24 protein-coding genes are annotated in these 23,632 nt (G+C 64.5%); 18 read left to right on the forward strand and 6 right to left on the reverse strand.

Annotation, left to right across the window (positions count from 1 at the left end; all coding sequences use genetic code 11):
• The first annotated feature begins 157 nt into the window (after positions 1-157).
• From cobO to ABM562_RS18345, 14 genes are all read left to right on the forward strand, one after another.
• Entirely contained in the window at positions 158-769 is a 612-nt protein-coding gene (cobO, locus tag ABM562_RS18280; RefSeq protein WP_010220352.1) for a cob(I)yrinic acid a,c-diamide adenosyltransferase, read from the forward strand.
• Positions 766-2,061 carry a cobyrinate a,c-diamide synthase gene (locus ABM562_RS18285; RefSeq protein ID WP_115085744.1) on the forward strand — a complete coding sequence of 432 codons (1,296 nt, stop codon included), beginning with the start codon at positions 766-768 and terminating at the stop codon, positions 2,059-2,061. Before cobO ends, ABM562_RS18285 begins: the two co-directional genes overlap by 4 nt.
• Positions 2,052-2,705, forward strand: coding sequence for a 5,6-dimethylbenzimidazole synthase (bluB, locus tag ABM562_RS18290; protein ID WP_166675655.1), 654 nt, complete (start codon positions 2,052-2,054; stop codon positions 2,703-2,705). The genes ABM562_RS18285 and bluB overlap by 10 nt, the downstream gene beginning before the upstream one ends.
• Positions 2,705-3,613: an adenosylcobinamide-phosphate synthase CbiB gene (gene cbiB, locus ABM562_RS18295; protein ID WP_115085746.1), complete on the forward strand. Its 909-nt coding sequence runs from the start codon at positions 2,705-2,707 to the stop codon at positions 3,611-3,613. Before bluB ends, cbiB begins: the two co-directional genes overlap by 1 nt.
• On the forward strand, positions 3,606-4,598 hold the full coding sequence (gene cobD, locus ABM562_RS18300) for a threonine-phosphate decarboxylase CobD (protein ID WP_134061596.1): 993 nt from the start codon (positions 3,606-3,608) through the stop codon (positions 4,596-4,598). Before cbiB ends, cobD begins: the two co-directional genes overlap by 8 nt.
• A complete protein-coding gene (locus tag ABM562_RS18305) occupies positions 4,595-6,049 on the forward strand; it encodes a cobyric acid synthase (RefSeq protein WP_258578250.1) in 1,455 nt (484 codons plus the stop codon). The genes cobD and ABM562_RS18305 overlap by 4 nt, the downstream gene beginning before the upstream one ends.
• 1 nt (position 6,050) lies before the next feature.
• The gene (cobU, locus tag ABM562_RS18310) at positions 6,051-6,572 is read left to right on the forward strand and encodes a bifunctional adenosylcobinamide kinase/adenosylcobinamide-phosphate guanylyltransferase (RefSeq protein WP_233673597.1); all 522 of its coding nucleotides are present in this window, start codon (positions 6,051-6,053) and stop codon (positions 6,570-6,572) included.
• The gene (gene cobT, locus ABM562_RS18315) at positions 6,569-7,624 is read left to right on the forward strand and encodes a nicotinate-nucleotide--dimethylbenzimidazole phosphoribosyltransferase (protein ID WP_460422879.1); all 1,056 of its coding nucleotides are present in this window, start codon (positions 6,569-6,571) and stop codon (positions 7,622-7,624) included. The genes cobU and cobT overlap by 4 nt, the downstream gene beginning before the upstream one ends.
• A complete protein-coding gene (cobC, locus tag ABM562_RS18320) occupies positions 7,621-8,190 on the forward strand; it encodes an alpha-ribazole phosphatase family protein (protein WP_233673599.1) in 570 nt (189 codons plus the stop codon). Before cobT ends, cobC begins: the two co-directional genes overlap by 4 nt.
• Position 8,191: 1 nt before the next feature.
• On the forward strand, positions 8,192-8,920 hold the full coding sequence (locus ABM562_RS18325) for an adenosylcobinamide-GDP ribazoletransferase (RefSeq protein WP_115085752.1): 729 nt from the start codon (positions 8,192-8,194) through the stop codon (positions 8,918-8,920).
• A gap of 50 nt (positions 8,921-8,970) precedes the next feature.
• Positions 8,971-9,375, forward strand: coding sequence for a MarR family winged helix-turn-helix transcriptional regulator (locus ABM562_RS18330; RefSeq protein ID WP_115085753.1), 405 nt, complete (start codon positions 8,971-8,973; stop codon positions 9,373-9,375).
• 65 nt (positions 9,376-9,440) lie between these two features.
• Positions 9,441-10,643, forward strand: coding sequence for an MFS transporter (locus ABM562_RS18335; RefSeq protein ID WP_115085754.1), 1,203 nt, complete (start codon positions 9,441-9,443; stop codon positions 10,641-10,643).
• Positions 10,640-10,762: a hypothetical protein gene (locus ABM562_RS18340; RefSeq protein WP_258578246.1), complete on the forward strand. Its 123-nt coding sequence runs from the start codon at positions 10,640-10,642 to the stop codon at positions 10,760-10,762. Before ABM562_RS18335 ends, ABM562_RS18340 begins: the two co-directional genes overlap by 4 nt.
• 42 nt (positions 10,763-10,804) lie before the next feature.
• Entirely contained in the window at positions 10,805-11,356 is a 552-nt protein-coding gene (locus tag ABM562_RS18345) for a glutathione peroxidase (RefSeq protein ID WP_233673601.1), read from the forward strand.
• A gap of 9 nt (positions 11,357-11,365) precedes the next feature.
• Here the strand turns inward: ABM562_RS18345 and ABM562_RS18350 are convergent, their stop codons facing one another.
• The gene (locus ABM562_RS18350; protein ID WP_115085756.1) at positions 11,366-11,629 is read right to left on the reverse strand and encodes a DUF2798 domain-containing protein; all 264 of its coding nucleotides are present in this window, start codon (positions 11,627-11,629) and stop codon (positions 11,366-11,368) included.
• Between the two features lie 116 nt (positions 11,630-11,745).
• On the opposite strand from ABM562_RS18350, the gene ABM562_RS18355 reads away from it, so the two are divergent.
• Positions 11,746-12,678: a LysR family transcriptional regulator gene (locus tag ABM562_RS18355; RefSeq protein ID WP_115085757.1), complete on the forward strand. Its 933-nt coding sequence runs from the start codon at positions 11,746-11,748 to the stop codon at positions 12,676-12,678.
• A gap of 40 nt (positions 12,679-12,718) precedes the next feature.
• Here the strand turns inward: ABM562_RS18355 and ABM562_RS18360 are convergent, their stop codons facing one another.
• The 3 genes from ABM562_RS18360 to ABM562_RS18370 all read right to left on the reverse strand — a co-directional run bounded on the left by ABM562_RS18360 (position 12,719) and on the right by ABM562_RS18370 (position 15,201).
• Positions 12,719-13,978, reverse strand: coding sequence for an OmpP1/FadL family transporter (locus ABM562_RS18360; RefSeq protein ID WP_115085758.1), 1,260 nt, complete (start codon positions 13,976-13,978; stop codon positions 12,719-12,721).
• A gap of 146 nt (positions 13,979-14,124) precedes the next feature.
• On the reverse strand, positions 14,125-14,607 hold the full coding sequence (locus tag ABM562_RS18365; protein ID WP_045195516.1) for a hypothetical protein: 483 nt from the start codon (positions 14,605-14,607) through the stop codon (positions 14,125-14,127).
• A 369-nt stretch (positions 14,608-14,976) separates the two neighbouring features.
• Positions 14,977-15,201: a hypothetical protein gene (locus ABM562_RS18370; protein ID WP_115085759.1), complete on the reverse strand. Its 225-nt coding sequence runs from the start codon at positions 15,199-15,201 to the stop codon at positions 14,977-14,979.
• 969 nt (positions 15,202-16,170) lie between these two features.
• On the opposite strand from ABM562_RS18370, the gene ABM562_RS18375 reads away from it, so the two are divergent.
• The gene (locus ABM562_RS18375; protein ID WP_115085969.1) at positions 16,171-16,599 is read left to right on the forward strand and encodes a tetratricopeptide repeat protein; all 429 of its coding nucleotides are present in this window, start codon (positions 16,171-16,173) and stop codon (positions 16,597-16,599) included.
• Positions 16,600-16,782: 183 nt separating this feature from the next.
• On the forward strand, positions 16,783-18,171 hold the full coding sequence (locus tag ABM562_RS18380; RefSeq protein WP_166675658.1) for a DNA recombination protein RmuC: 1,389 nt from the start codon (positions 16,783-16,785) through the stop codon (positions 18,169-18,171).
• Here ABM562_RS18380 and ABM562_RS18385 read toward each other — a convergent pair.
• Both ABM562_RS18385 and ABM562_RS18390 read right to left on the reverse strand, forming a co-directional pair.
• Complete coding sequence (locus ABM562_RS18385) at positions 18,143-21,619, reverse strand: hybrid sensor histidine kinase/response regulator (RefSeq protein ID WP_460422883.1); 3,477 nt, start codon at positions 21,617-21,619, stop codon at positions 18,143-18,145. The two genes, ABM562_RS18380 and ABM562_RS18385, sit on opposite strands and share 29 nt — an antisense overlap.
• 119 nt (positions 21,620-21,738) lie before the next feature.
• Complete coding sequence (locus ABM562_RS18390; protein WP_115085762.1) at positions 21,739-22,284, reverse strand: TetR/AcrR family transcriptional regulator; 546 nt, start codon at positions 22,282-22,284, stop codon at positions 21,739-21,741.
• 91 nt (positions 22,285-22,375) lie between these two features.
• On the opposite strand from ABM562_RS18390, the gene ABM562_RS18395 reads away from it, so the two are divergent.
• Complete coding sequence (locus ABM562_RS18395; protein WP_134061618.1) at positions 22,376-23,566, forward strand: MFS transporter; 1,191 nt, start codon at positions 22,376-22,378, stop codon at positions 23,564-23,566.
• Positions 23,567-23,632 lie beyond the last annotated feature (66 nt).

A 23,632-nucleotide genomic window follows, 5' to 3' on the forward strand; every position in this document is an offset into this window, starting at 1 on the left:
GGTGATGCGCGGTTCCTCCGGCCTGTGCCGTAGCCCTGCGCGTTTTCCGTCTGCCATATCCATTCATTTGTCACGCCGTTCCTCGCCGCGAACCCTGAGCAGCCATAGACTGCTACGCTCGTTGCGGGTCGGCCGACAGTGGTTTGCGGAGAACCTCATGACTGAATCCACCGAGCGCGACGAACGCCACCTGGCGCGTATGCAGCGCAAGAAGGCCGTCATCGACGAGCGCATCGCCAATTCGCCTAACGAATGCGGCTTGCTGCTGGTGCTCACCGGCAATGGCAAGGGCAAGAGCAGTTCGGCCTTCGGCATGCTCGCCCGGGCCATGGGCCATGGCATGCAGTGCGGCGTGGTGCAGTTCATCAAGGGCCGCAACAGCACCGGCGAAGAGCTGTTCTTCCGACGCTTCCCGGAACAGGTGCGCTACCACGTGATGGGCGAGGGCTTTACCTGGGAAACCCAGGACCGCCAGCGCGATATCGCTGCTGCCGAAGCCGCCTGGGCAGTGTCGCGGCAGATGCTTCAGGACCCGTCGATCGCCTTCGTGGTGCTCGATGAGCTGAACATCGCCCTCAAGCACGGTTACCTCGATCTGGACCAGGTCCTCAGCGACTTGCAGGCGCGCCCGCCGATGCAGCACGTGATCGTCACCGGTCGTGCGGCCAAGGATGAAATGATCGAACTGGCCGACACCGTCACCGAAATGGGCATGATCAAGCACGCCTTCCAGGCCGGTATCCGCGCCCAGAAGGGCGTCGAGCTATGAGGGATGCGCGCCATTGCCCGGCGGTATTGATCGCCGCACCGGCTTCCGGCCAGGGCAAGACCACGGTGACCGCCGCTCTGGCGCGCCTGCATCGCAACCAGGGGCGCAAGGTCCGCGTATTCAAGTGTGGCCCGGACTTTCTCGACCCGATGATTCTCGAGCGCGCCAGCGGTGCGCCGGTGTATCAGCTCGACCTGTGGATGGTCGGCGAGCAGGAAAGCCGCCGTCTGTTATGGGAAGCGGCGGCTGAGGCCGACCTGATCCTGATCGAAGGGGTCATGGGGCTGTTCGATGGCACGCCATCGAGCGCCGACCTCGCTCGTCATTTTGGTGTGCCGGTGCTGGCGGTGATCGATGGCACGGCCATGGCCCAGACCTTCGGTGCCCTGGCCCTGGGCCTGGCGCGCTATCAGCCGGACCTGCCGTTTGCCGGGGTGCTGGCCAACCGCGTCGGTACCCTGCGCCACGCTCAATTGCTCGAAGGCAGCCTGACCGAAGGGCTGCGCTGGTACGGCGGGCTGTCGCGAGAAACCGGCATCGAACTGCCGAGCCGCCACCTGGGCCTGGTCCAGGCCAGTGAACTGAACGACCTCGAAGCACGCCTGGATGCAGCTGCAGCCGCCCTGGGCGCCAGTTGCGATGCGGCTTTGCCGCCGGCGGTGAGTTTCGCCGCGCCGACCGAGCTTGTGAGCGAGCCCTTGCTGCAAGGTGTGCGCATCGCGGTCGCCCGCGACGAAGCCTTTGCCTTCACCTATGGCGCCAACCTCGACCTGCTGCGGGCCATGGGCGCGGAGCTGGCGTTCTTCTCGCCGCTGCATGACGTGAGTTTGCCGCAGGCCGACAGCCTGTACCTGCCCGGTGGTTACCCGGAGCTGCATCACCAGGCCCTGGCGGCCAACTCGCCGATGCTCGCAGCCATTCGCGCCCATCATCACGCCGGCAAGCCGTTGCTCGCCGAATGTGGCGGCATGCTCTATCTGCTCGATGCCCTGACCGATGTCGCTGGTGAGCGCGCCGAATTGCTCGGGTTGCTGGCTGGTGAGGCGGTGATGCAGAAGCGCCTGGCCGCCCTGGCCTTGCAGGCGGTGGAATTGCCCGAAGGTACCTTGCGCGGGCACACCTACCATCACTCGCTGACCAGCACCGGGCTTGAGCCGATTGCCCGTGGCCAGAGCCCCAACGGTGGCCGTGGTGCCGAAGCGGTGTATCGCTGTGGCCGGCTGACCGCTTCCTACGTGCATTTCTACTTTGCCTCCAACCCCCAGGCGTCGGCGGCGCTGTTGTGTCCATGACCGAGCATGCCTTTACCGAAGCCGAACGCGCGGCGGTCTACCGCGCCATTGGCGAACGCCGTGACATGCGCCACTTCAGCGGCGGCGAAGTCGCCCCTGAACTGCTTGCACGCCTGCTGCAAGCCGCGCATCAGGCCCCCAGTGTTGGCCTGATGCAGCCCTGGCGCTTTATCCGCATTACCCGACGTGAACTGCGCCAGCGTATCCAGGCCCTGGTGGAGGAGGAGCGGTTGCGTACCGCCCAAGCCCTGGGCGAGCGCTCCGACGACTTCATGAAGCTCAAGGTCGAAGGCATAAATGACTGTGCCGAACTGCTGGTTGCCGCGCTGATGGATGAGCGCGAAGCGCATATCTTCGGCCGCCGAACCTTGCCGGAAATGGACTTGGCATCGCTGTCGTGTGCGATCCAGAACCTCTGGCTGGCCGCCCGCGCCGAAGGCCTGGGCATGGGCTGGGTATCGCTGTTCGAACCCCGGGCCCTGGCCGAGCTGCTGGGCATGCCGGCCGGTGCCAAGCCGCTGGCAATCCTTTGCCTGGGGCCGGTGCACGAATTTTACCCGGCGCCCATGCTGGTGCTTGAAGGTTGGACCACGGCGCGTCCGTTGCACGAAATGCTGTTTGAAAACCAGTGGGGAGAGTCTTGATGAGTGTGGCGTTGCTGACTGTGGCCGGGGTGGCGCTGGATGCGTTGCTGGGCGAGCCCAAGCGCCGGCATCCACTGGTCGCCTTCGGGCGCATGGCCGGGCGCCTGGAGCAACGCTTCAATGCCGGTGGCCGCGGCTGGCGCAGCCATGGCGTCACCGCCTGGTTCCTGGCCGTGGTGCCGCTGACCTTCCTGGCCATGCTGCTGTCCTGGTTGCCGTACATTGGCTGGCTGGTGGAAGTGCTGGCGCTGTATTGCGCCCTGGGCCTGCGCAGCCTCGGCGAGCACGTGACGCCGGTGGCCGAAGCCTTGCGCCAGGGCAACCTGGAACACGCCCGCCAGCGCGTGGGTTACCTGGTCAGCCGCGAAACCCGTGAGCTGGATGAAACCGCCGTGGCCCGCGCCGCCACCGAGTCGGTGCTGGAGAACGGCAGCGATGCGGTGTTTGCCGCGCTGTTCTGGTTCGTCGTTGGCGGTGTGCCGGGGGTGGTGCTCTATCGCCTGAGCAACACTCTGGACGCCATGTGGGGCTATCGCAATGAGCGCTTCGAACGCTTCGGCTGGGCTGCGGCGAAGATCGACGACCTGCTCAACTACATTCCGGCGCGGCTGGTGGCCCTGACCTACGCGCTGCTGGGCAAGACCCGCCTGGCCCTGCACTGCTGGCGGCGCCAGGCGCCGTTGTGGGACAGCCCCAACGCCGGCCCGGTAATGGCTGCCGGAGCGGGGGCGCTGGGTGTCGAGCTGGGCGGCCCGGCGGTGTACCACGGCGAGCTGCACGAGCGCCCGCAGCTGGGCGAAGGCCCGCAGGCCGATGCCGAGGCCATCGAGCGCGGCTGGCGCCTGGTGTGCCAGGGCGTGTGGTTGTGGTTACTGCTGTTGTGCCTGGGAGCTGAATTCTATGCTTGAGCACGGTGGTCGCCTGCAGCGCGCAGTGCAGCAATACGGTATCGCCCGCGAAGACTGGCTGGACCTGTCCAGCGGTATTGCGCCTTGGCCCTATGCAATCCCCGAGATCCCGCTGCGCGCCTGGGCACGCTTGCCCGAGACCGACGACGGCCTGGAACAGGCTGCCTGCGAGTACTACCAGGTCAACCAGTTGCTGCCCGTGGCCGGTTCCCAGGCAGCGATCCAGGCGTTGCCGCGCTTGCGCCGCCCCGGTACGGTCGGCGTACTGTCGCCATGCTACGCCGAGCACGCCGAAGGCTGGCGCCGTGCCGGGCATCGGGTGCGTGAGTTGGCTGAAGATCAGGTTGACTACTACCTCGACAGTCTCGACGTACTGGTGGTGGTCAACCCCAACAACCCCACTGGGCGGCTGATACCTGCCGAGCAACTGCTCGAATGGCATGCGCGCCTGGCCCGTCGCGGTGCTTGGCTGCTGGTCGATGAAGCCTTCATGGACAACACCCCGCAGCACAGCATCGGCGAACACGCCGAGCGCCCGGGCCTGATTGTGCTGCGCTCGTTCGGCAAGTTCTTTGGCCTGGCCGGTGTGCGCCTGGGCTTTGTCCTTGCCGAGCGGCAACTCCTGCAATTGCTCGCCGAACAGCTCGGGCCCTGGACCATCAGTGGCCCGACGCGCATCCTCGGCCAGGCGTGCCTGCTCGATAGCGCCGCGCATCAGCAGCAGATTATCCGCTGCGCCGTGGCCAGCCAGCGCCTGGCCGAGGTGCTCAGCGCTGGTGGATTCGCTGCGCACGGCAGCTGCGACCTGTTCCAGTACCTGGTCACCGAGCAGGCGCCGCAACTGCATGAATTCATGGCCCGGCGCGGCATCCTGCTGCGCCTGTTCAACCAGCCGCCCAGCCTGCGCTTCGGCCTGCCGGCCAGCGAGCAGGATTTCCAGCGCCTGGCCCGGGCCTTCACCGATTACCGCAAGGAACAGCCATGACCACCTTGATGGTGCAGGGCACCACCTCCGATGCCGGCAAAAGCACCCTGGTGACCGCGCTGTGCCGCTGGCTGCTGCGTCAGGGCGTTGCCGTAGTGCCGTTCAAGCCGCAGAACATGGCGCTCAACAGTGCGGTGACCGCCGAAGGTGGCGAGATCGGCCGAGCCCAGGCGGTTCAGGCCCAGGCAGCCGGCCTGGCGCCGCACACAGACATGAACCCGGTGCTGCTCAAGCCCAACAGCGACACCGGGGCCCAGGTGATCGTCCATGGCCGCGCGGTCACCAGCATGAATGCCGTGGCCTATCACGACTACAAGGTCATCGCCATGCAGGCTGTGCTGGCCTCGCACCAGCGCCTGAGCACAGCCTATCCGGTGGTGATGGTTGAAGGTGCCGGCTCGCCGGCCGAGATCAACCTGCGGGCCGGCGACATCGCCAACATGGGTTTTGCCGAGGCGGTGGATTGCCCGGTGATCCTGATTGCCGACATCAACCGTGGCGGGGTTTTCGCCCATCTGGTCGGCACCCTGGAATTGCTCTCGCCGAGCGAGCAGGCGCGGGTCAAAGGTTTTGTCATCAACCGTTTTCGCGGTGACATCGCCTTGCTCCAGCCCGGCCTGGACTGGCTCGAAGAACGTACCGGCAAACCGGTGCTGGGCGTGCTGCCCTATGTGATGGACCTGCACCTGGAAGCCGAGGACGGCATCGACCAGCGCCAGGGCATCAAGGCCGGGCGCCAGCTCAAGGTCATCGTGCCGGTGCTGCCGCGTATCAGCAACCACACCGATTTCGATCCGCTGCGCCTGCACCCGCAGGTCGACCTGCAGTTCATTGGCCCCGGCCAGCCGATTCCGCCGGCCGACCTGATCATCCTGCCCGGCTCCAAGAGTGTGCGCGGGGATCTGGCGCAGTTGCGCGAGCGCGGCTGGGACCAGGCGATCAGCCGTCATTTGCGTTATGGCGGCAAGGTCCTGGGTATTTGCGGCGGGCTGCAAATGCTCGGCCGGCGCGTGGAAGACCCATTGGGCCTGGAAGGGCCGGCGGGTGTCAGCGACGGCCTGGGGCTGCTGGACTTTGTCACCGTGCTGGAGGCCGAGAAACAGCTGCGCAATGTCGCCGGTACCCTGCAACTGGAACAAGCGGCCATCAACGGCTACGAGATTCATGCCGGCGTCACCCAGGGACCGGCGCTGGAGCGCCCGGCGGTGCAACTGGACGATGGTCGCGCCGATGGCGCCATTAGCGCCGACGGGCAGATCCTCGCCACCTACCTGCATGGCCTGTTCGAGGCGCCGCATTGCTGCGCCGCGCTGTTGCGCTGGGCCGGGCTGCAGGAGGCAGAGCAGATCGACTATCAGGCCCTGCGCGAACGCGACATCGAGCGCCTTGCCGATCTGGTCGAGCAGCACCTGGACACCGCGCGCCTGCGCCAACTCTGCGGACTGAACTGAAATGCTCAACCTGATTCTTGGCGGTGCCCGTTCGGGCAAGAGCCGCCTGGCCGAACAGCTGGCGGTGCAGAGCGGCCTGGCCGTTACCTACATCGCCACCAGCGAACCGCTTGACGGCGAGATGAACGCGCGGGTGCAACTGCACCGCGAGCGGCGTCCGCCGGAGTGGGCATTGATCGAAGAGCCGCTGGAACTGGCCCGGGTGCTGCGTGCCAATGCCAGTGCCGGGCGCTGCCTGCTGGTCGACTGCCTGACCCTGTGGTTGACCAACCTGCTGATGCTCGACAACCCCGAGCGCCTGGCGGCTGAACGCACTGCACTGCTCGATTGCCTGGCGCAACTGCCGGGCGAAATCATTGTGGTCAGCAACGAAACCGGCCTGGGCGTGGTGCCCATGGGCGAGCTGACCCGCCGTTATGTCGATGAAGCCGGCTGGCTGCACCAGGCCATTGCCGAACGCTGTCAGCGCGTGGTGCTGACCGTCGCCGGCCTGCCGCTCACCCTTAAAGGACCTGCACTATGAGTCAAACCTGGTGGCTTGAAGCCTGTCGTCCTGTTGACCAGGCTGTTCGCGAACAGGCCCTGGCGCGTCAACAGCAACTGACCAAACCGGCTGGCTCGCTGGGCCGCCTGGAGCAGTTGGCGGTGCAGTTGGCCGGCTTGCAAGGCCAGCTCAAGCCCAGCGTTGAGCAGGTCTGGATCGCAATCTTTGCCGGCGATCACGGCGTGGTCGCCGAGGGTATCTCGGCCTACCCGCAAGCAGTGACCGGGCAGATGCTGCATAACTTCGTCAGCGGTGGCGCCGCCATCAGCGTGCTGGCGCGGCAGTTGAATGCACAGCTGGAAGTGGTCGACCTGGGCACCATCGACCTCGCGCTGGAGCTGCCGGGTGTACGCCATCTGCGCGTCGGCGCCGGCACGGCGAACTTCGCCCAGGTGCCGGCGATGACCCATGAACAGGGCGTGCTGGCCCTGCAGGGCGGGCGCGAGAGTGCCTTGCGCGCGGCCGCCAGCGGCGCCCAGTTGTTTATCGGCGGCGAGATGGGCATCGGCAACACCACCGCCGCCAGCGCCCTGGCCTGTGCCTTGCTCGGCTGCCCGGCTGTGGAGCTCAGCGGCCCGGGCACAGGGCTGGACGCCGCCGGTGTACGGCACAAGGCCGAGGTCATCGAGCGAGCGTTGCAGCAGCATGCAGACCTCGGCGACGACCCGCTGCAGCGCCTGTTCTGTTTTGGTGGCTTTGAGATCGCCGCACTGGTCGGTGCCTACCTGGGGTGCGCCCAGGCCGGTGTTGCCGTGCTGGTGGATGGCTTTATCTGCACGGTCGCTGCGCTGGTGGCGACGCACATCAACCCGGGTTGCCGCGACTGGCTGCTGTTCGGCCATCGTGGCGCCGAGCCCGGGCATCGCCGGGTGCTCGCCGAGCTCGACGTCGAGCCGCTGCTGGAGCTGGGCCTGCGCCTGGGCGAGGGCAGTGGCGCGGCGCTGGCGGTGCCGGTATTGCGCCTGGCCTGCGACCTGCACGGGCAGATGGCGACCTTCGCCGAAGCGGCAGTGGCGGACCGCCCGGCATGATCATCGACCTGCTGCGCCACGGCGAAACCGAACTGGGTGGCGGCCTGCGTGGCAGCCTCGACGATGCCCTGACCGCCAAGGGCTGGGCGCAGATGCATGCGGCAGTGAGCGGCGCGGGCCCCTGGGATGTGCTGGTCAGCTCGCCCTTGCAGCGCTGCGCGCGCTTTGCCGAAGCGTTGGCGGCGCAGTTGAACCTGCCGCTGCAGCGGGTGCCGGGTCTGCAGGAGCTGCATTTTGGTGAGTGGGAAGGGCGTAGTGCCGCAGATCTGATGCTCACCCACGAAGCCGAACTTGGGCAATTCTGGGCTGATCCCTATGCGTTCACACCGCCTGCTGGCGAGCCGGTGGCGGACTTCTCCGCACGCGTGCTGCAAGCCATCAGCGCCTTGCACCAGGCGCACGCCGGTAAGCGCCTGTTGCTGGTCACTCACGGCGGTGTGATGCGCCTGTTGCTGGCCCGCGCTCGAGGCTTGCCCCGTGAGCAGTTGCTGCAGGTCGAAGTGGCCCATGGTGCCCTGTGTCGCCTTGAGCTGCTGGCGGACGGTAGCCTGCAGGAAGTGCACTGACATGCTGGCGTTCTGGATCGCCCTGCAATTTCTCAGCAGCTTGCCGGTGCGCCTGCCGGGCATGCCGGCCCCCGAACAAATGGGCCGCTCACTGCTGTATTACCCGCTGGTGGGGCTGTTGTTCGGGGGGCTGCTCTGGGGGCTGAACGCGCTGCTGGCGGGCAGCCCGGTGCTGCTGCACGCCGCCTTGCTGCTCAGTGCCTGGGTGCTGCTCAGCGGCGCCTTGCACCTGGATGGCCTGGCCGACAGCGCCGACGCCTGGCTGGGCGGTTTCGGCGACCGCGAGCGCACGTTGCTGATCATGAAGGACCCGCGCAGCGGGCCGATTGCCGTGGTCACGCTGGTGCTGGTGCTGTTGCTCAAGTTCTGTGCCTTGCTGGCGTTGCTCGACAGCGGCCAGGGCGTGCTGTTGTTGCTCGCGCCGCTGATCGGCCGCGCGGCATTGCTGGGTTTGTTCCTCAGCACGCCCTATGTGCGCAGCGGTGGGCTGGGCCAGGCCCTGGCGGACCACCTGCCTCGTGGGGCGGGCAAGCTGGTATTGCTGGTCAGTGCGCTGGCCTGTGTGCTGCTGGCGGGGCTCAAGGGCCTGTGGGTTGTGCTGGTTGCCGCAGGGGTCTTCGCCTGGCTGCGTCGCTTGATGGTTCGCCGTCTGGGTGGCACCACCGGTGATACCGCCGGGGCCATGCTTGAGCTATTGGAGCTGGCGGTATTGATCGCCCTGGTGCTGTGAGTGGCGAGTAAAAGCTTGCAGTTGGCCAGGTGCGGGTATATACACGCATTATGCTGACCAGCGAATGCATCTGCACCCACCTGCGTCGCGCCGCCCGCGGGGTGAGCCGACACTACGACGAGGCCCTCGAAGGCTTTGGGATCAATGTCGCGCAGTTTTCTTTGCTACGGCATTTGCGTCGCCTGGACCAACCGAGCATTTCCACCCTGGCCGAGGCCATGGGCCTGGACCGCAGCACCCTCGGGCGCAACCTGCGGGTGCTGGAGGCTGAGGGCCTGGTGGCTTTGGCCGAGGGGCAGGATCAGCGTAACCGGATCGTTCTGCTCACCGAGCAGGGCCAAGCCAGGCTGCAAGCGGCAGAGCCGGCCTGGGAACAGGCGCAAAGCGACTTGATCGATACCCTGGGCGAGGGCCGGCGCGATGAACTGGTACGCCTGCTGGAGCTGTTGGCCTGAGCTTTTTTAAACTATAAGCGGGTATATACCCGCATAAGCCTTGCGGCGCTTTGGAGACAACAAAAATGACATCGGTATGGCGAACCAGTGGTTGGATTCTCCTCGGCGCGGCGCTGATCCTGGCGTTGTCGCTGGGCGTGCGACATGGCTTTGGCCTGTTCCTGGCGCCGATGAGCGCCGATTTTGGCTGGGGCCGCGGTGTGTTCGCCTTCGCCATCGCCTTGCAGAACCTGATCTGGGGCCTGGCCCAGCCGTTTGCCGGTGCCCTGGCTGATCGCCTGGGGGCGGCCAAGGTGGTCATGGTCGGCGGTATTCTCTATGCCGTCGGGCTGGTGCTGATGGGTATGTCGGACTCGGCCCTGACCCTGTCGCTCAGTGCCGGCTTGTTGATCGGTATCGGCCTGTCCGGCACCTCGTTCTCGGTGATCCTGGGCGTGGTCGGCCGCGCCGTGCCGCCAGAGAAACGCAGCATGGCCATGGGCATCGCCAGCGCCGCCGGCTCCTTCGGCCAGTTCGCCATGCTGCCCGGCACCCTCGGCCTGATCGGCTGGCTGGGCTGGTCGGCGGCCTTGCTGGTACTGGGTTTGCTGGTGGCCTTTATCGTGCCGTTGGTGGGTTTGCTGCGTGATCGGCCTTTGCCCAGCACCGGCAATGAACAGACCCTCGGCCAGGCCCTGCGCGAAGCCTGCACGCATTCCGGTTTCTGGCTGCTGGCCCTGGGCTTTTTCGTCTGTGGCTTCCAGGTGGTGTTCATCGGTGTGCACCTGCCGGCCTATCTGGTCGACCAGCACCTGCCGGCGACCATCGGCACCACGGTGCTGGCGCTGGTCGGGCTGTTCAATATCGTCGGCACCTACACCGCCGGCTGGCTTGGCGGGCGTATGTCCAAGCCGCGCCTGCTGACCGCCCTGTACCTGTTGCGTGCGGTGGTGATCGTGCTGTTCCTGTGGGCGCCGATCACCCAGTTCAGCGCCTACCTGTTCGGCATTGCCATGGGCCTGCTGTGGCTGTCGACCGTACCCTTGACCAACGGCACCGTCGCTACCCTGTTCGGTGTGCGCAACCTGTCGATGCTTGGCGGTATCGTGTTCCTTTTCCACCAGTTGGGCGCTTTCCTTGGCGGCTGGCTGGGCGGGGTGGTATATGACCAGACCGGCAACTACGACCTGGTCTGGCAGATTTCCATCCTCCTCAGCCTGCTCGCCGCGGCACTCAACTGGCCGGTACGCGAGCGCCCGGTCGCGCGCTTGCAGGCGCAAGCGGCATGAACCCTGTCGCTATTCGCACCTTGCTCGGCCTTGGCGCACTGTTGCTACTGGGGTTGGCCTGGTGGGGCTGGCATGAGGGCGGCCTGGCATTGATGCAGTTGGGCATGGGCGTGTGCTAGGAGTACTCTGATTTCTCCAGGAACGTTCGAGGGAGAGAGAAGATGCGCACACGCTGGATGTTGGTTCCGCTGTTGACCCTGGCCGCCGCTGCCAATGCCCTGGCCGCCGATTGCCCGGCGCTGCTCGACAGCAAGCTGCCGGAACTGCGCGGCAAGGAGCAGATCGACCTCTGTGAGCGCTTTGCCGGTAAACCGCTGGTGGTGGTCAATACCGCCAGCTATTGCGGCTTTGCCCCGCAGTTCGAAGGGCTCGAGAGCGTCTATAAGGAATACCGCGAGCAGGGCCTGGAAATGCTCGGGGTGCCCTCCAACGACTTCAAGCAGGAAGACGCCGATGCCGAGAAAACCGCCAAGGTTTGCTATGCCAACTACGGCGTGACCTTCACCATGACCCAGGCCCAGCCGGTGCGCGGCAGTGACGCTACGCCGCTGTTCAAGGAGCTCGCCGCGCAGAGCAGCGCGCCGAAGTGGAATTTCTACAAGTACGTGATCGACCGCCAGGGCAAGGTGGTGGCTAACTTCTCCAGCCGAACCAAGCCGGATGATCCGGCGTTCAAGGCAGCGATCGAAAAGGCTATCGCTTCCCAGCCCTGAGCGGCTGCCTCAGTGGCTGGTGTGCACGGTCCAGGCCACCAGCTTGAGCACGATCGGGCGTACCACCAGTACGCAGGCGAAGGCCACCGGCATGGCCAGTTGGTAGGCCTTGAGCACGTTGCCCAGGTACTGCTCGTCGATGCCGGCGTTGGCGGCGGTGATCACGAAGCACATCAACAGGGCCATGATCGCCGACATGTAGAAGGCAAACACGTAGGGGGTGGCGCGAACGCCGAGTTTGCGTCGGCTGCGGGCGCTGGTCTGGGTCGTCATGCTGGCTCCATTGGTGTGGGGGAGGGCGCAGCCTAGCAAGGCCGCCTTTGGCTCGGGTAGACGCCTGCGGCTTAGGTCTTTATAAAGAAGATCTTACGAATGCCCGGAAGCCTGCCATGAACCTGCTCGGTTCGATCAAGAGTTTCATCAAGGTTGTCGAAGCCGGCAGCATTGCCGGTGGCGCCCGTAGCCTGGGTTTGAGTGCCGCCGCCGTGAGCCAGAACGTCGCCCGTCTGGAAGCTCACTTGCAGGTGCGCCTGCTCGCGCGCACCACCCGTAGCATGGCGCTGACGCCCAGTGGCAGCCTGTACTACGACAAGGTCAAGCATATCGAGCGCGACCTTGAACAAGCGCAGCAGGCGGTCACCACCCCGGATTGCGAACCCAAGGGGCGCTTGTGCATCGCTTCGTCTTCGGCGTTTGGCCGTCATGTACTGGCGCCGTTGATTCCGGCGTTCAGCGCGCGATACCCGCAGCTTTCAATTGAATTGGTTACGAATGATCGGCGGGTCAATCATGCCCAGGAGGGCGTCGATGTCAGTATTCGCATCCAGCCACAACTCGAAGATGGCCTGCTGGCCCGGCACATCGCCAGGGTGCCGTTCATTTGCTGCGCCTCCCCGGGCTATCTGGCGGCGGCCGGCTGGCCACAATCGCCCGAGCAGCTCAAGGAGCATCGCTGCCTGGTGTTTCGTTACCCGGTAGACGGACGCTTTTTACGCTGGGGCTTTATCCGCGAGGGTCTGCGTTTTGATGCCGAGTTCGACAATGTGCTGATCAGCGATGACATCGATGTACTGACCCAGATGGCCGTGCAGGATGGTGGCATCGCCCGGCTGGCCGAGTTCGTCGCCCGGCCCTTGCTTGAGCGTGGCCAGCTGGTGGCGTTGTTCGAATATTCGCAGCCCGCCATGGCCTATGCCCAGACCGAGCCGATGGACGTCTATCTGTGCGTGGCCGATCGCTTTGCCCTGACGCCCAAGGTGCGGGCGTTCATGGAGTACATCCAGCTTGAGGTCGGGCCTGCCTGGCCGGTCCATCAGGCATAAAAAACCGCCAATGAAGGCGGTTTTTTTAGTGGCGCTGCAATCAGAAGCGATAGGTCAGCGACGCGCCAATACCGTGAGCGCTGTTTTCGTACTTGGCGTTGTACGAACCCTTGGTCGGGCTGGCCAGGTTGACCTTGGTGTCTTCTTCCCACAAGTAGGAGTAAGCCAGGTCGATGGTCATGTCTTCGGTAGGGCTGTAGCCAGCGCCCAGGCTGAACACCTTGCGGTCGCCAGTCGGAATGCGTGGCGAGCGGTCGTGGTTGTTGGTCGGCGACTGGTCGACGGTGAAACCGGTGCGCAGTACCCACTCTTTGTTCAGCTTGTACGAAGCACCGATGGCATGTGCCCAGGTGTCGTGCCAGTTCTGGTCTTCGTTGATGGTGCCGAACTGACCGGCAATCGGCGCAGGCACTTCGTTGGTTACGGTGATCGCTTCCAGACGGCTCCAGCGGGTCCAGGTGCTGCCCGCGTAGAGGGTCCACTGGTCATCCAGTTCGTGGGTGACCGAGAAGTCTACCGACTCAGGGGTCTTGATCTTCAGTTCGGCGTCAAACTTGCTGCCGCTGAACGGGCCGATCAGGGCCGAGTTGATCTTGGTGTTGCCTTCGAGCTTGTAGTCGACCATCGAGTGGTAGGTCAGGCCCAGGCGGGTCTTGTCGGTGGCTTGCACCATGACGCCGATGTTGTAGCCGACCGCGGTATCGTCACCCTTGATCTTCACTTCGCCGTCGTTGAAGCCCGGGCTGCGTGGGTTGAGGACGTTGGAGCTCAGTTCGCCCTTGATACGGTTGAAGGTCGGGCCGAAACCGATCGAGACCTTGTCGTTGAAGGCATAGCTGACAGTAGGCTGGAAGGTAATGACTTCAACGTAGCTTTTCTTGCCCCAGTAGCGGCTGGCAGCTTCGTCTTCGTATTCGGTCACCAGGCCGAAGGGTGCGTAGACACCAAAGCCGACGGTCCAGTGATCATCGATCGGCTTGACGTAGTAGCCCATGGGCACGCCAACGAACGGCACCATGTCACCATCGGTGCTGCCGCCTGGGCGGCCGCCACCGGAAATGTCGGACTTGGCGATGACGGCGGCGCCGCCAACGGTGATCTGTTCGCGTTTCAGGCGCGACATGCCGGCAGGGTTGCCGAAAACGGTGCTGGCATCATCGGCAGAAGAAGAACGACCCGCGAAACCTGTGCCCATGCCGCTGACGCTTTGTTCGTTGAGGGCAAAGCCGCTGGCGAACAGTTGAGTCGAAGCGAGAGTGACGGCGAGGCTAAGAGAGGTTTTGAGCATGACTTTTTTCATTATTAGAACTCCTTGGGATCTCCGGGGCGAAAACTACCAACATTTCGCCCGCAGCGCTATAGGCTGTATCGCAGGAGATAGAGCGGTTTTGTAGGACAATCCGACCAAAATGGCGGGAATTTTCCGATTATGGAAAGCAGTGACTCTCAGCAGGCCTGAAGAGTCACAGGAGCGATGCAGGTTTGCCAGGCGCAGGTGAAATCGCGCAGCCGGCCCTGAGGTTGGAAGGTTTGTCGCCAGATGCGTGCCAGGCCCAGTAAATCGTCGGCGGCGGGCAGTTCAGGGGCCTGTTCTTCGATCAGCATCCAGGCGATGGCGGTGGCGTAGCGCAGGTTTACCGTCAGTTCCAGGTGCGGGCCGCTGAGGAAGGCGTGCTGGCTGGCCAGGCCGCGGACCAGGCTGGCAAGGTCCGGGTCGCGGGCCAGGAACTGGTCCCAGAGGCTTTGGTGGCGCAGTTCGCCGATGCGGTACAGGCCGTGCCCGCGACGGTCGTGCAGGGCCGAACCGAGTGCTGACTGGCTGGCGGCGACGCCGAGCAGCAGGGCTTCGGCGCTGGCGCAATGACGACCCAGGTAGATCAGGGTCGGACGAATGACAAACTGGCTCAACTCGCTCGCGGCGATACCCATGATGCCCTCGAACTTGAAATTGACCGGCGGACGCTGGAGCTTGGCAGCTGGTGAGTCGGTCAGGCCCGCCGGAAGCGGCCTTTGCCGCTTGAGTTGAAGTGTAGTGTCATATTCACGCTGTAAAGGCCTGTTTTTAAAACATTTGCGGCTTTTAGTTATAAATCATATGCCGTGTGGCGATTAGTGATTCGCACTTAAGGATGGCCAAATTCCTGTGGGAGCTGGCTTGCCAGCGATGGCCGCAACACGTTAGCCGGGGCTGCCCTCATCGCTGGCAAGCCAGCTCCCACAGGGGGATTCGACAGATTTACCAGGCATAAAAAAGCCCCGCCAGAGGGCGGGGCTTGAGCGTTTGCAGCGCCGTGCGGATCAGGCCACCAGGGCCTGACGGGTGCGCTCGATGACGGCCTGCAGCGGCTCGGCTTCGGAGTATTGCTCCGGGTACAGGCGCTCGCTGTGACGGGCAATGCCGTGCTCGTTGACCAGGGTGAAGCTGAAGCCGCCTTTGCGCGACGCCAGGATCAAGCAGTTCAGAGGGGCAAATGCCTGGGAAAGGGTGCGAATGGCAGCCTGAGTATGGTTGGAGTGATTCATAGTTATTAGGTGTTCCTGCAATAGACACGGATTCGATCCGTGCACATATAAAACGTTCCAGTAACGCGGGCATTTAAGCCGGTGCGAAGAACCTGACTGGAACAGGGCAGCCAGTTTTGGGCGCATTTATCATGTGGCGCTGGGGCTGACTGGTAGGTACGTCAGAGGACAGGCAACAGCCAGGGTCGGGTTCAATGCCGCTGGGTGAAGATCCTGATCAATCTGCAGGTTGGTTCGGTCAGAGTAAGAAGTGATTTACCTGGGGAACCATCGAGTGGGCCGGTCCTGGTTTCAACAGGCCTGTCCGATGTGAGGGGGCAGGGCACTGTAAGGACTGCTTTGGCCAGAATTGACTTTCAGCTTGGTACTAACGGCGGCAAGACTACAGGACTTTCCGGGTCTTGGCAAGCTTTGGGGGTTTTCGTCTGGCGAGCCGATCAGTATGTCGCGTTCCCGGCGCTCTGTGAAGTGGTATTTCACCGGCTTTGTAGCGTCGTGAGGCAGGGAACGTGCCAGTTTCGTGCAGATAAACGCCTCGCTTCAGGACGGTTGTACACATTTGGGGCGGCCCCTGTTACAGCCCTGCAACAACGCGGCACATGGCCGCTAATGACTTGGCCGTTGCCTTAAGTCAATGAAAAAAAACACTTATTTTAGCTGGTGAAAAAATCGACAGTTTGACTGAAAGCCCCATTCCATAGGGGTTTGCGGGGTGGTTTAGGGGGTTGTCCACCGAGTTATCCACAGCTTCTGTGGATTGTCCCGAGCGCTTGCTCTAGGACGGGCGTGCCAGCTTTTTGGCCGGTGTCCGACAATCCTTCGGCAGTCTTCTGTCAGGGACAAAATGCCCGCCCTGACGTCAAGAAAAAACGCTGAAATATTTTGAAAAAAAGTGCAAAAAAGCACCGGGCCATTGTCAGAGAAATGGAGTAGAGTGGCGCGCCTCTCGAGTTGCCTTCGCTGTTTTTTATGAAGTTTCGCTCCAAAATCCCCGTTGACCCAGCTGCCCAACCGCCTCTGCCCGAGCCCAAGCGCTTCTCCTTGAAGGTTGCCTTGTGGTTGCTCGACAGTCCGCGCCTGGGTGACAACCCCAACGTCAAGCACTTTGCCGGGCGCTTGCTCAAGCAGCCGGCGCGCCAGGGCGTGGTGGTGGCCCAGAGCCGCTTGGGGCAGATGCTCTGCCGCGATTGCGGCAATGCGCGCGACCGTCGTATCGGCCATGAACTATTGCGCCAAGCGGCGCGGGCCGGTGATCGCCGGGCCCAGCTTGAATACGGCCGGCTGTGCGCCCTGGGGCAACTGAACGAACCCGCTCAGGGCCGCTTCTGGTTGGAGCAGGCGGCAGCCCAAGGCTCGCAGGAAGCCCTGCGCCTGCTCAGGCAATTGCCTGAAGCCTGAATACGGCGCACAGGCCCAAGGCTGATAAGCTGAGCCGTTGATTGTTGGCCGAGGGAGTTCGGGGTGGCTATGGCAGTGGATCTGACCAGCATTCTGCTGGGTATCGTGGTGGCGGCTGTGCCGTGTCTGACGCTGGTGCTGCAGGTGCAGCGGCGCCTGAGTACGCGGCAGGCGCAAGCGGCTTTGCTCGAAGAGCGCCTGAGCAGCGTGCAACTGGCCCAGGAAGGCCTGCTCGCCCAGCTGGATGCCAGCCGTGACGAAATCAGCGACTTGAGCCAGGCCAACGCCGCCAAGCAGGCCACTTTGGCCGCCCAGGCCCGCGAGCTTGAGCTGTTGCAGATCGACCGTGATAACGCTCGGGATGCCGCCCACGCCTGGCAGCTGGAGCGTTCGGCCCGTGAAGCCGAATTGCGCCGCCTGGACGCCCAGAGCGCAGCCCTGAGCGCCGAGCTGCGCGAACAACAGGAAAGCCATCAGCAACGCCTCGACGACCTGCAGGGCTCGCGTGACGAGCTGCGGGCGCAATTCGCCGAAATGGCCACCAAGATATTCGATGAGCGCGAGCAGCGCTTTGCCCAGACCAGCCACCAACATCTGGGGCAATTGCTCGATCCGCTCAAGGAGCGCATCCAGGCCTTCGAAAAACGCGTCGAAGACAGCTACCAGCAGGAAGCCCGCGAGCGCTTCTCGCTGGCCAAGGAGTTGGAACGCCTGCAGCAGCTCAACCTGCGCCTGAGCGATGAAGCCACCAACCTGACCCAGGCGCTCAAGGGTCAGAAGACCCAGGGCAACTGGGGCGAACTGATTCTGGAGCGGGTGCTGGAACACGCGGGGCTGGAGAAGGGCCGCGAGTACCAGACCCAGGTCAGCCTCAAGAGTGCCGATGGCGAGCGCTTCCAGCCCGACGTGCTGATCATGCTGCCGGGCGACAAGCAGGTGGTGGTCGACTCCAAGGTCAGCCTGACCGCCTATCAGCAGTACGTTGCCGCCGACGACAGCGAGATCGCCCAGGCCGCGCTCAAGCAGCACGTGCTGTCGCTGCGCAACCACGTCAAAGGCCTGTCCGGCAAGGACTACAACCGCCTCGAAGGCCTGCACAGCCTGGATTTCGTCCTGCTCTTCGTGCCCATCGAGGCGGCGTTTTCGGCGGCCTTGCAGGCCGAACCGAACCTGTTCCAGGAAGCCTTCGACCGCCAGATCGTGATCGTCAGCCCAACGACCTTGCTGGCCACCTTGCGGGTCATCGACAGCTTGTGGAAGCAGGAGCGCCAGAGCCAGAACGCCCGGGAAATCGCCGAGCGCGCCGGCTGGCTGTACGACAAGTTCGTGCTGTTCATCCAGGACCTGGACGAGCTGGGCAACCGCTTGCAACAGGTCGACAAAGCCTACAGCGCGGCGCGCAACAAACTCTGCGAAGGCCGTGGCAACCTGATCAGCCGCAGCGAACAGCTCAAGCTGCTCGGCGCCCGGGCCAGCAAGAGCCTGCCTGCCGACTTGCTCGAGCGGGCCATGAGCGAAGGCGACCCGCTGGCCGCCAGTGCCCTTACTGGACCAGGCTCAGATGCCGATTGAGCAGGGCGCGCAGGGCCGCCGGCTTGACCGGCTTGGCCAGGTAGTCGAGGCCGGCGGCATGTACCTGGGCAACCATCTCGCTGCGCCCGTCGGCGCTGATTACCACGCCGGGTACCGGCTCGCCGAGGCGGGTGCGTAGCCAGGCCATCAGCTCGGTGCCGACCTCGCCATCGTCCAGGTGATAGTCGACCAGCGCCAGGTGCGGGCGCAGGCCGTTTTCCAGCAAGGCATCGCATTCTGCGCGGTTGCGCGCGGTCGACACCTGGCAGCCCCAGCGGCTGAGCAGGCTGTTCATGCCGATGAGAATGCTGTCTTCATTGTCGACACATAGCACCTGCATGCCCGCTAATGGCTGCCCGGCCTGTTCGGCGGGGCTGACCACCGGTACCGCCGGCGCCGTGGCCAGCGGCACGCTGACGCGGAACACGCTGCCCTTGCCCGGCCAGGATTTCACCTCAAGCGGATGCCCGAGCACCTTGCACAGGCCATCGGCAATCGCCAGGCCCAGGCCCAGGCCTTTTTCGGCGCGGGTCTGGTGGCTGTCCAGGCGTTTGAATTCCTCGAAAATCACCTGCAGCTTGTCATCGGCAATGCCGCTGCCACGGTCCCAGACCTCCAGCCACAAGCGGTTTTGCTGGCGGCGCACACCCAGCAGGATCGGGCTCTTGCCATAGCGGAAGGCGTTAGTGAGGAAGTTCTGCAAAATGCGCCGCAGCAGCTTCATGTCGCTCTGCACCCGCAGGCGGCTGCCGCGCAGGCGGAAATCCAGGCCTTGCTGCTGGGCCAGCACCTTGAATTCGGCGCCGAGGGTGTCGAACAGCTCGTTGAGGGCGAAAGGCTTGACGTCCGGGGTGATCTTGCCGTTTTCCAGGCGCGAAATGTCCAGCAGGTCGCTGATCAGTTCTTCGGCCGAGCGCAGCGAGCTGTCCATGTGCTGGACCAGTTGCTGGGCGTCGGCCGACAGGCCGTCACCTTGATGCGACAGCGCCGCCGAGAACAACCGCGCGGCGTTCAGCGGTTGCATCAGGTCGTGGCTGACGGCAGCAAGGAAGCGGGTCTTGGACTGGTTGGCCGCTTCGGCATGGCTCTTGGCTTCGGTCAGCGCCTGGTTCAGTTGCGAGAGTTCATGGGTACGTTCGGCGACCCGTTGCTCCAGGCTTTCGTTGGCACCCTTGAGGGCCTGTTCGGCTTCGCGGAACGGCGTAATGTCGGTAAAGCTCATGACAAAGCCGCCGCCGGGCATCGGGTTGCCGATCAACTCGATTACCCGGCCATTGGGAAACAAGCGCTCGGAGGTGTGTGCACGGCCCTGGCGCATCCAGTGCAGGCGCCTTGCCACGTGCACCTGGGCCTCGCCCGGGCCGCACAGGCCGCGTTCGGCGTTGTAGCGGATGATGTCGGCAATCGGCCGGCCGACGCTGATCAGCCCGTCGGGGTAGTTGAACAGCTCCAGGTAGCGGCGGTTCCAGGCCACCAGGCGCAGCGACTGGTCGACCACGCTGATGCCCTGGCTGATGTTCTCGATCGCCCCTTGCAGCAAGGCGCGGTTGAACTGCAGTACCTCCGAGGCTTCGTCGGCGATGCGCACCACGTCTTCCAGCTGCATGTCGCGGCCTTCGATGGCGGCCTTGACCACGGCGCGAGTGGAGGAGGTACCGAGCACGCCGGCGAGCAGGCGCTCGGTGTGCTCGATCCAGTCACCGTCGGCGTTCTGGTTGGGGTTGAAGCCCTTGCCCTGGCGGTAGGCGAAACGGATGAAGCTTTGTCGTGCGCGCTCTTCGCCGACAAAACGTGCGGCCAGGTGCAGCAGGTCGTCGATCTGCACCGCCAGCAGCGAACGGCTGCTCGGCCGTGCGCTGGTCTGCTGGCCGATAAAGCGCCCGGCCTGCCAGTGCTCTGACACCCGGGTGCGGGAAAGGATCGACACCCAGGCGAACAGGGTGAAGTTGCCCGCCAGCGACAGCACCACGCCCTGGGTCAGCGGGGTGATCGGCAGGTTCAGCGGGTTGCCGTGCAGCCAGGCCAGGCCCGGGAACAGCTCCAGCGACCAGCCCAGGCTATGGGCGGCAATCGGCAACACCAGGGTGTAGAACCACAGGAACACCCCGGCGGCCAGGCCGGCGAACACACCGCGGCGGTTGGCCTGCTTCCAGTACAGGGCGCCGAGCATGGCCGGGGTCAATTGGGTCACGGCGGCAAAGGCCACCTGGCCGATGGTCGCCAGACTCGCGGTGGAGCCAAGCAGGCGGTAACTGACATAGGCCAGCAGGAGGATGACGACGATGGTCACCCGGCGCACCGAGAGCATCCAGTGGCGGAAGGCTTCGAACGGCCGCTCGGCGTTGTTGCGCCGTAGCAGCCAGGGCAGCAGCATGTCGTTGGAGACCATGGTCGACAGCGCCACGGCCTCGACGATGACCATGCCGGTGGCCGCTGAGGCGCCGCCGATAAAGGCCAGCAGCGCCAGCGCCGGATGGGCCTCGGCCAGCGGCAGGCTGATGACGAAGGAGTCGGGCAGCACCGAGTCAGGCAGCAGCATCTGCCCGGCCAGGGCGATCGGCACCACGAACAGCGCGGCGAGGATCAGGTACATCGGGAACACCCAGCGCGCCAGGCGCAGGTCCTGGGGTTCGATGTTCTCTACCACGGTGACGTGGAACTGTCGCGGCAGGCAGATGATCGCCATCATCGCCACGCCGGTCTGCACGATCATCGACGGCCAGTTGATGGTCTCGCTCCAGAAACCTTCCAGGCGCGGTGCCAGTTGCGCCTTGCTGAACAGGTCGTCGAAGCCATCGAACAGGCCGAAGGTGACAAAGGCGCCGACGGCAAGGAATGCCAGCAGCTTGACCAGGGATTCGAAGGCAATGGCCAGGACCATGCCGCGGTGGTGTTCGGTGACGTCCAGGCTGCGGGTACCGAAGACGATCGAGAACAGCGCCAGCACCAGCGACACCACCAGCGCGGTGTCCTGCACGCGGCTGCCGGTGGCGTCGGCGCCGGCACCGATCAGCAGGTTGACGCCGAGCACGATGCCCTTGAGCTGCAGGGCGATATACGGCAGCACGCCGATCAGGCAGATCAGCGCCACCACCACCGCCAGGCTCTGCGACTTGCCATAGCGGGCGGCGATGAAGTCGGCGATCGAGGTGATGTTTTCCTGTTTGCTGATCAGCACCATCTTCTGCAGCACCCAGGGGGCGAACAGCAGCAACAGCACGGGGCCGAGATAGATCGGCAGGAACGCCCAGAGTTGTTCGGCGGCCTGGCCGACGGCACCGAAGAAGGTCCAGCTGGTGCAGTACACCGCCAGCGACAGGCTGTACACCCAGGCACGCAGGCGCGGCGGCAACGGTGTGCTGCGGCGGTCGCCGTAGAAGGCGATGGCGAACATGATGGCCATATAGGCCAGGGCGACCACGGCGATCAGCCCACTGGACAGCGACATGACAACTCCGAAGCAAAAGGGTGATTCAGCCTGACAGCGAACCTCGATCAATCAGTCTGGCACGCCGCCGAGGCTTCGTCAGCGCCGACGATGGTCGCAGTGGCAGAGCGTCGCAGGCCTTAACCGGGCAAGGCCAGGTCAAGCAGGCGGTAGAGCTGTTCCAGGGTCGGCGGGGCTTCGGCGAACAAGGTACGGTAGACGGTCGGCGCGACGATCAAATCGAGCAGGTGCTCGATGTCTGGCAAGGCCTCGCCGCGCGCCTGGGCACGATCGAGAATGACCTGCAACTGCCCGCGCAGGATGTTGGTGCAGTAACCCGGGCAGGCGCTGCTGAGCACGTCGCGCATCAGGTTGCGGCCTGGCTCGGAGGTGATTTCGTCGAGGTATTGCTCGGTCCAGGCGCGCAGGTCGGCGCGTAGCTCGCCGGTGTCCAGCGGCGCCACGTCGGGCAGCACACGCTCGACGGCGACATCGGCCAACAAGGCCGCCAGTTCGCCCCAGCGCCGGTAGATGGTCGACGGGGTGACGCCGGCGCGGGCAGCAATTTGCGGCACGGTCAGGCTCGCGCGGTCCTGCTCTTTGAGCAGCTCGCGTACCGCCGCATGTACCGATGCCTGAACACGGGCGCTGCGCCCACCCGTGCGGATACCTTCTTTAATCGCCATCGGTCGACCTTAACACAAAGGGTTTGCGTTAAGGAATGAAGGCGAGCAGACTGCGCAAAAGCTAAATAATTGCTTTAGCGGAGTGCTGACCATGTTCATGTTGTTCAAAGCCCCGGCCTCGCGGCGTTTTCGTCTGGTGTTTCTGGCCACTGCTCTGCTTGGTTTTCTCGCGGCGTCGAGCACCCCCACGCCCTTGTATCACCTGTACCAGCAAGCGTGGCAGTTCTCGGCGGTGACCCTGACGCTGATCTTCGCCGTGTATGCCGTGAGCCTGTTGGCGGCGCTGTTGACGGTCGGTTCGCTGTCGGACTACCTGGGGCGGCGGCCGTTGATCTTTACCGCGCTGGTACTGGAAAGCGTCGCCATGCTGTTGTTCCTGCAGGCCGACAGTGTCAGTGGGTTGATCGCGGCGCGGATCCTGCAAGGCTTTGCCACCGGTATGGCCACCAGTGTGCTGGGGGCCGCGTTGCTGGATATCGACCGGGAACAGGGGCCGCTGGTCAACAGCCTGACCCCCTTGCTCGGCATGGCCAGCGGTGCGCTGGGTACTGGTTTGCTGGTGGAGTTTGCCCCATGGCCGTTGCGCCTGGCGTACGGGCTGTTGCTCGGCCTGTTTGTGGCGCAGGCGTTGCTGGTGTGGCATCTGCCCGAGAGCGTCAGCCGCCAGCCCGGCGCCCTGGCATCGTTGCGCCCGGCCCTGCATGTACCGCCCCAGGCGCGGGCAGCGGTGTGGCGGATGTTGCCGGTGAACGTTGCCGGTTGGGCATTGGGCGGGTTCTTCCTGTCGCTGGCGCCGTCACTGGCGCGCGAGGCGACCGGGGCGACCTCCAACCTGGTGGGCGGCGGGCTGGTGGCGGCGTTGACGGTGACCGGTGCCGTGGCGATCTACCACCTGCGACTGCGCCCGGCCGGGCAGATCCTGCGCCTGGGTACTGGAGTGTTGCCGGCTGGGATGCTGTTGATCCTGCTGGCGTTGCATCGCGGTGAACTGGGGCTGTTTTTCATGGCCACGGTGGTCACCGGCGTCGGCTTTGGCGCGAGCTTCCTGGGCGCGCTACGCAGCATCATGCCGCTGGCCGAGGCCCACGAGCGCGCCGGGCTGATGGCGACATTCTATGTGCTGAGCTACCTGGCCTTCTGTGTGCCGGCCATGCTGGCCGGGTGGATGGTGCGCAGCTTCGGCCTGGTGCCGACCGGGGAGGTTTATGCGTTGGGGGTGATCATATTGTGTGCCGTGGCAGCGATTCTGAGCTTGCCGGTGCGGGCCTTGTCCCGCGGCTGACGGTACTGGCGTCATCGCCGGCAACGCCGGCTTGTGTCTTGAGGTAGGAATAGAATCAGAAGTGAG

It is taken from the genome of Pseudomonas sp. ZL2 (assembly GCF_054788455.1).

Coding starts and splice junctions, on each gene's coding strand:
- ABM562_RS18345 (WP_233673601.1), top strand. CDS start 10,805: ATGCGCACACGCTGGATGTTGGTTCCGCTGTTGACCCTGGCCGCCGCT.
- ABM562_RS18395 (WP_134061618.1), top strand. CDS start 22,376: ATGTTCATGTTGTTCAAAGCCCCGGCCTCGCGGCGTTTTCGTCTGGTG.
- cobC (WP_233673599.1), top strand. CDS start 7,621: ATGATCATCGACCTGCTGCGCCACGGCGAAACCGAACTGGGTGGCGGC.
- cobD (WP_134061596.1), top strand. CDS start 3,606: ATGCTTGAGCACGGTGGTCGCCTGCAGCGCGCAGTGCAGCAATACGGT.
- ABM562_RS18325 (WP_115085752.1), top strand. CDS start 8,192: ATGCTGGCGTTCTGGATCGCCCTGCAATTTCTCAGCAGCTTGCCGGTG.
- ABM562_RS18365 (WP_045195516.1), bottom strand. CDS start 14,607: ATGGGTATCGCCGCGAGCGAGTTGAGCCAGTTTGTCATTCGTCCGACC.
- ABM562_RS18385 (WP_460422883.1), bottom strand. CDS start 21,619: ATGTCGCTGTCCAGTGGGCTGATCGCCGTGGTCGCCCTGGCCTATATG.
- ABM562_RS18355 (WP_115085757.1), top strand. CDS start 11,746: ATGAACCTGCTCGGTTCGATCAAGAGTTTCATCAAGGTTGTCGAAGCC.
- ABM562_RS18285 (WP_115085744.1), top strand. CDS start 766: ATGAGGGATGCGCGCCATTGCCCGGCGGTATTGATCGCCGCACCGGCT.
- cobO (WP_010220352.1), top strand. CDS start 158: ATGACTGAATCCACCGAGCGCGACGAACGCCACCTGGCGCGTATGCAG.
- ABM562_RS18335 (WP_115085754.1), top strand. CDS start 9,441: ATGACATCGGTATGGCGAACCAGTGGTTGGATTCTCCTCGGCGCGGCG.
- ABM562_RS18330 (WP_115085753.1), top strand. CDS start 8,971: ATGCTGACCAGCGAATGCATCTGCACCCACCTGCGTCGCGCCGCCCGC.
- ABM562_RS18340 (WP_258578246.1), top strand. CDS start 10,640: ATGAACCCTGTCGCTATTCGCACCTTGCTCGGCCTTGGCGCACTGTTG.
- cobT (WP_460422879.1), top strand. CDS start 6,569: ATGAGTCAAACCTGGTGGCTTGAAGCCTGTCGTCCTGTTGACCAGGCT.
- ABM562_RS18370 (WP_115085759.1), bottom strand. CDS start 15,201: ATGAATCACTCCAACCATACTCAGGCTGCCATTCGCACCCTTTCCCAG.
- ABM562_RS18305 (WP_258578250.1), top strand. CDS start 4,595: ATGACCACCTTGATGGTGCAGGGCACCACCTCCGATGCCGGCAAAAGC.
- ABM562_RS18360 (WP_115085758.1), bottom strand. CDS start 13,978: ATGAAAAAAGTCATGCTCAAAACCTCTCTTAGCCTCGCCGTCACTCTC.
- cobU (WP_233673597.1), top strand. CDS start 6,051: ATGCTCAACCTGATTCTTGGCGGTGCCCGTTCGGGCAAGAGCCGCCTG.
- ABM562_RS18390 (WP_115085762.1), bottom strand. CDS start 22,284: ATGGCGATTAAAGAAGGTATCCGCACGGGTGGGCGCAGCGCCCGTGTT.
- ABM562_RS18375 (WP_115085969.1), top strand. CDS start 16,171: ATGAAGTTTCGCTCCAAAATCCCCGTTGACCCAGCTGCCCAACCGCCT.
- cbiB (WP_115085746.1), top strand. CDS start 2,705: ATGAGTGTGGCGTTGCTGACTGTGGCCGGGGTGGCGCTGGATGCGTTG.
- ABM562_RS18350 (WP_115085756.1), bottom strand. CDS start 11,629: ATGACGACCCAGACCAGCGCCCGCAGCCGACGCAAACTCGGCGTTCGC.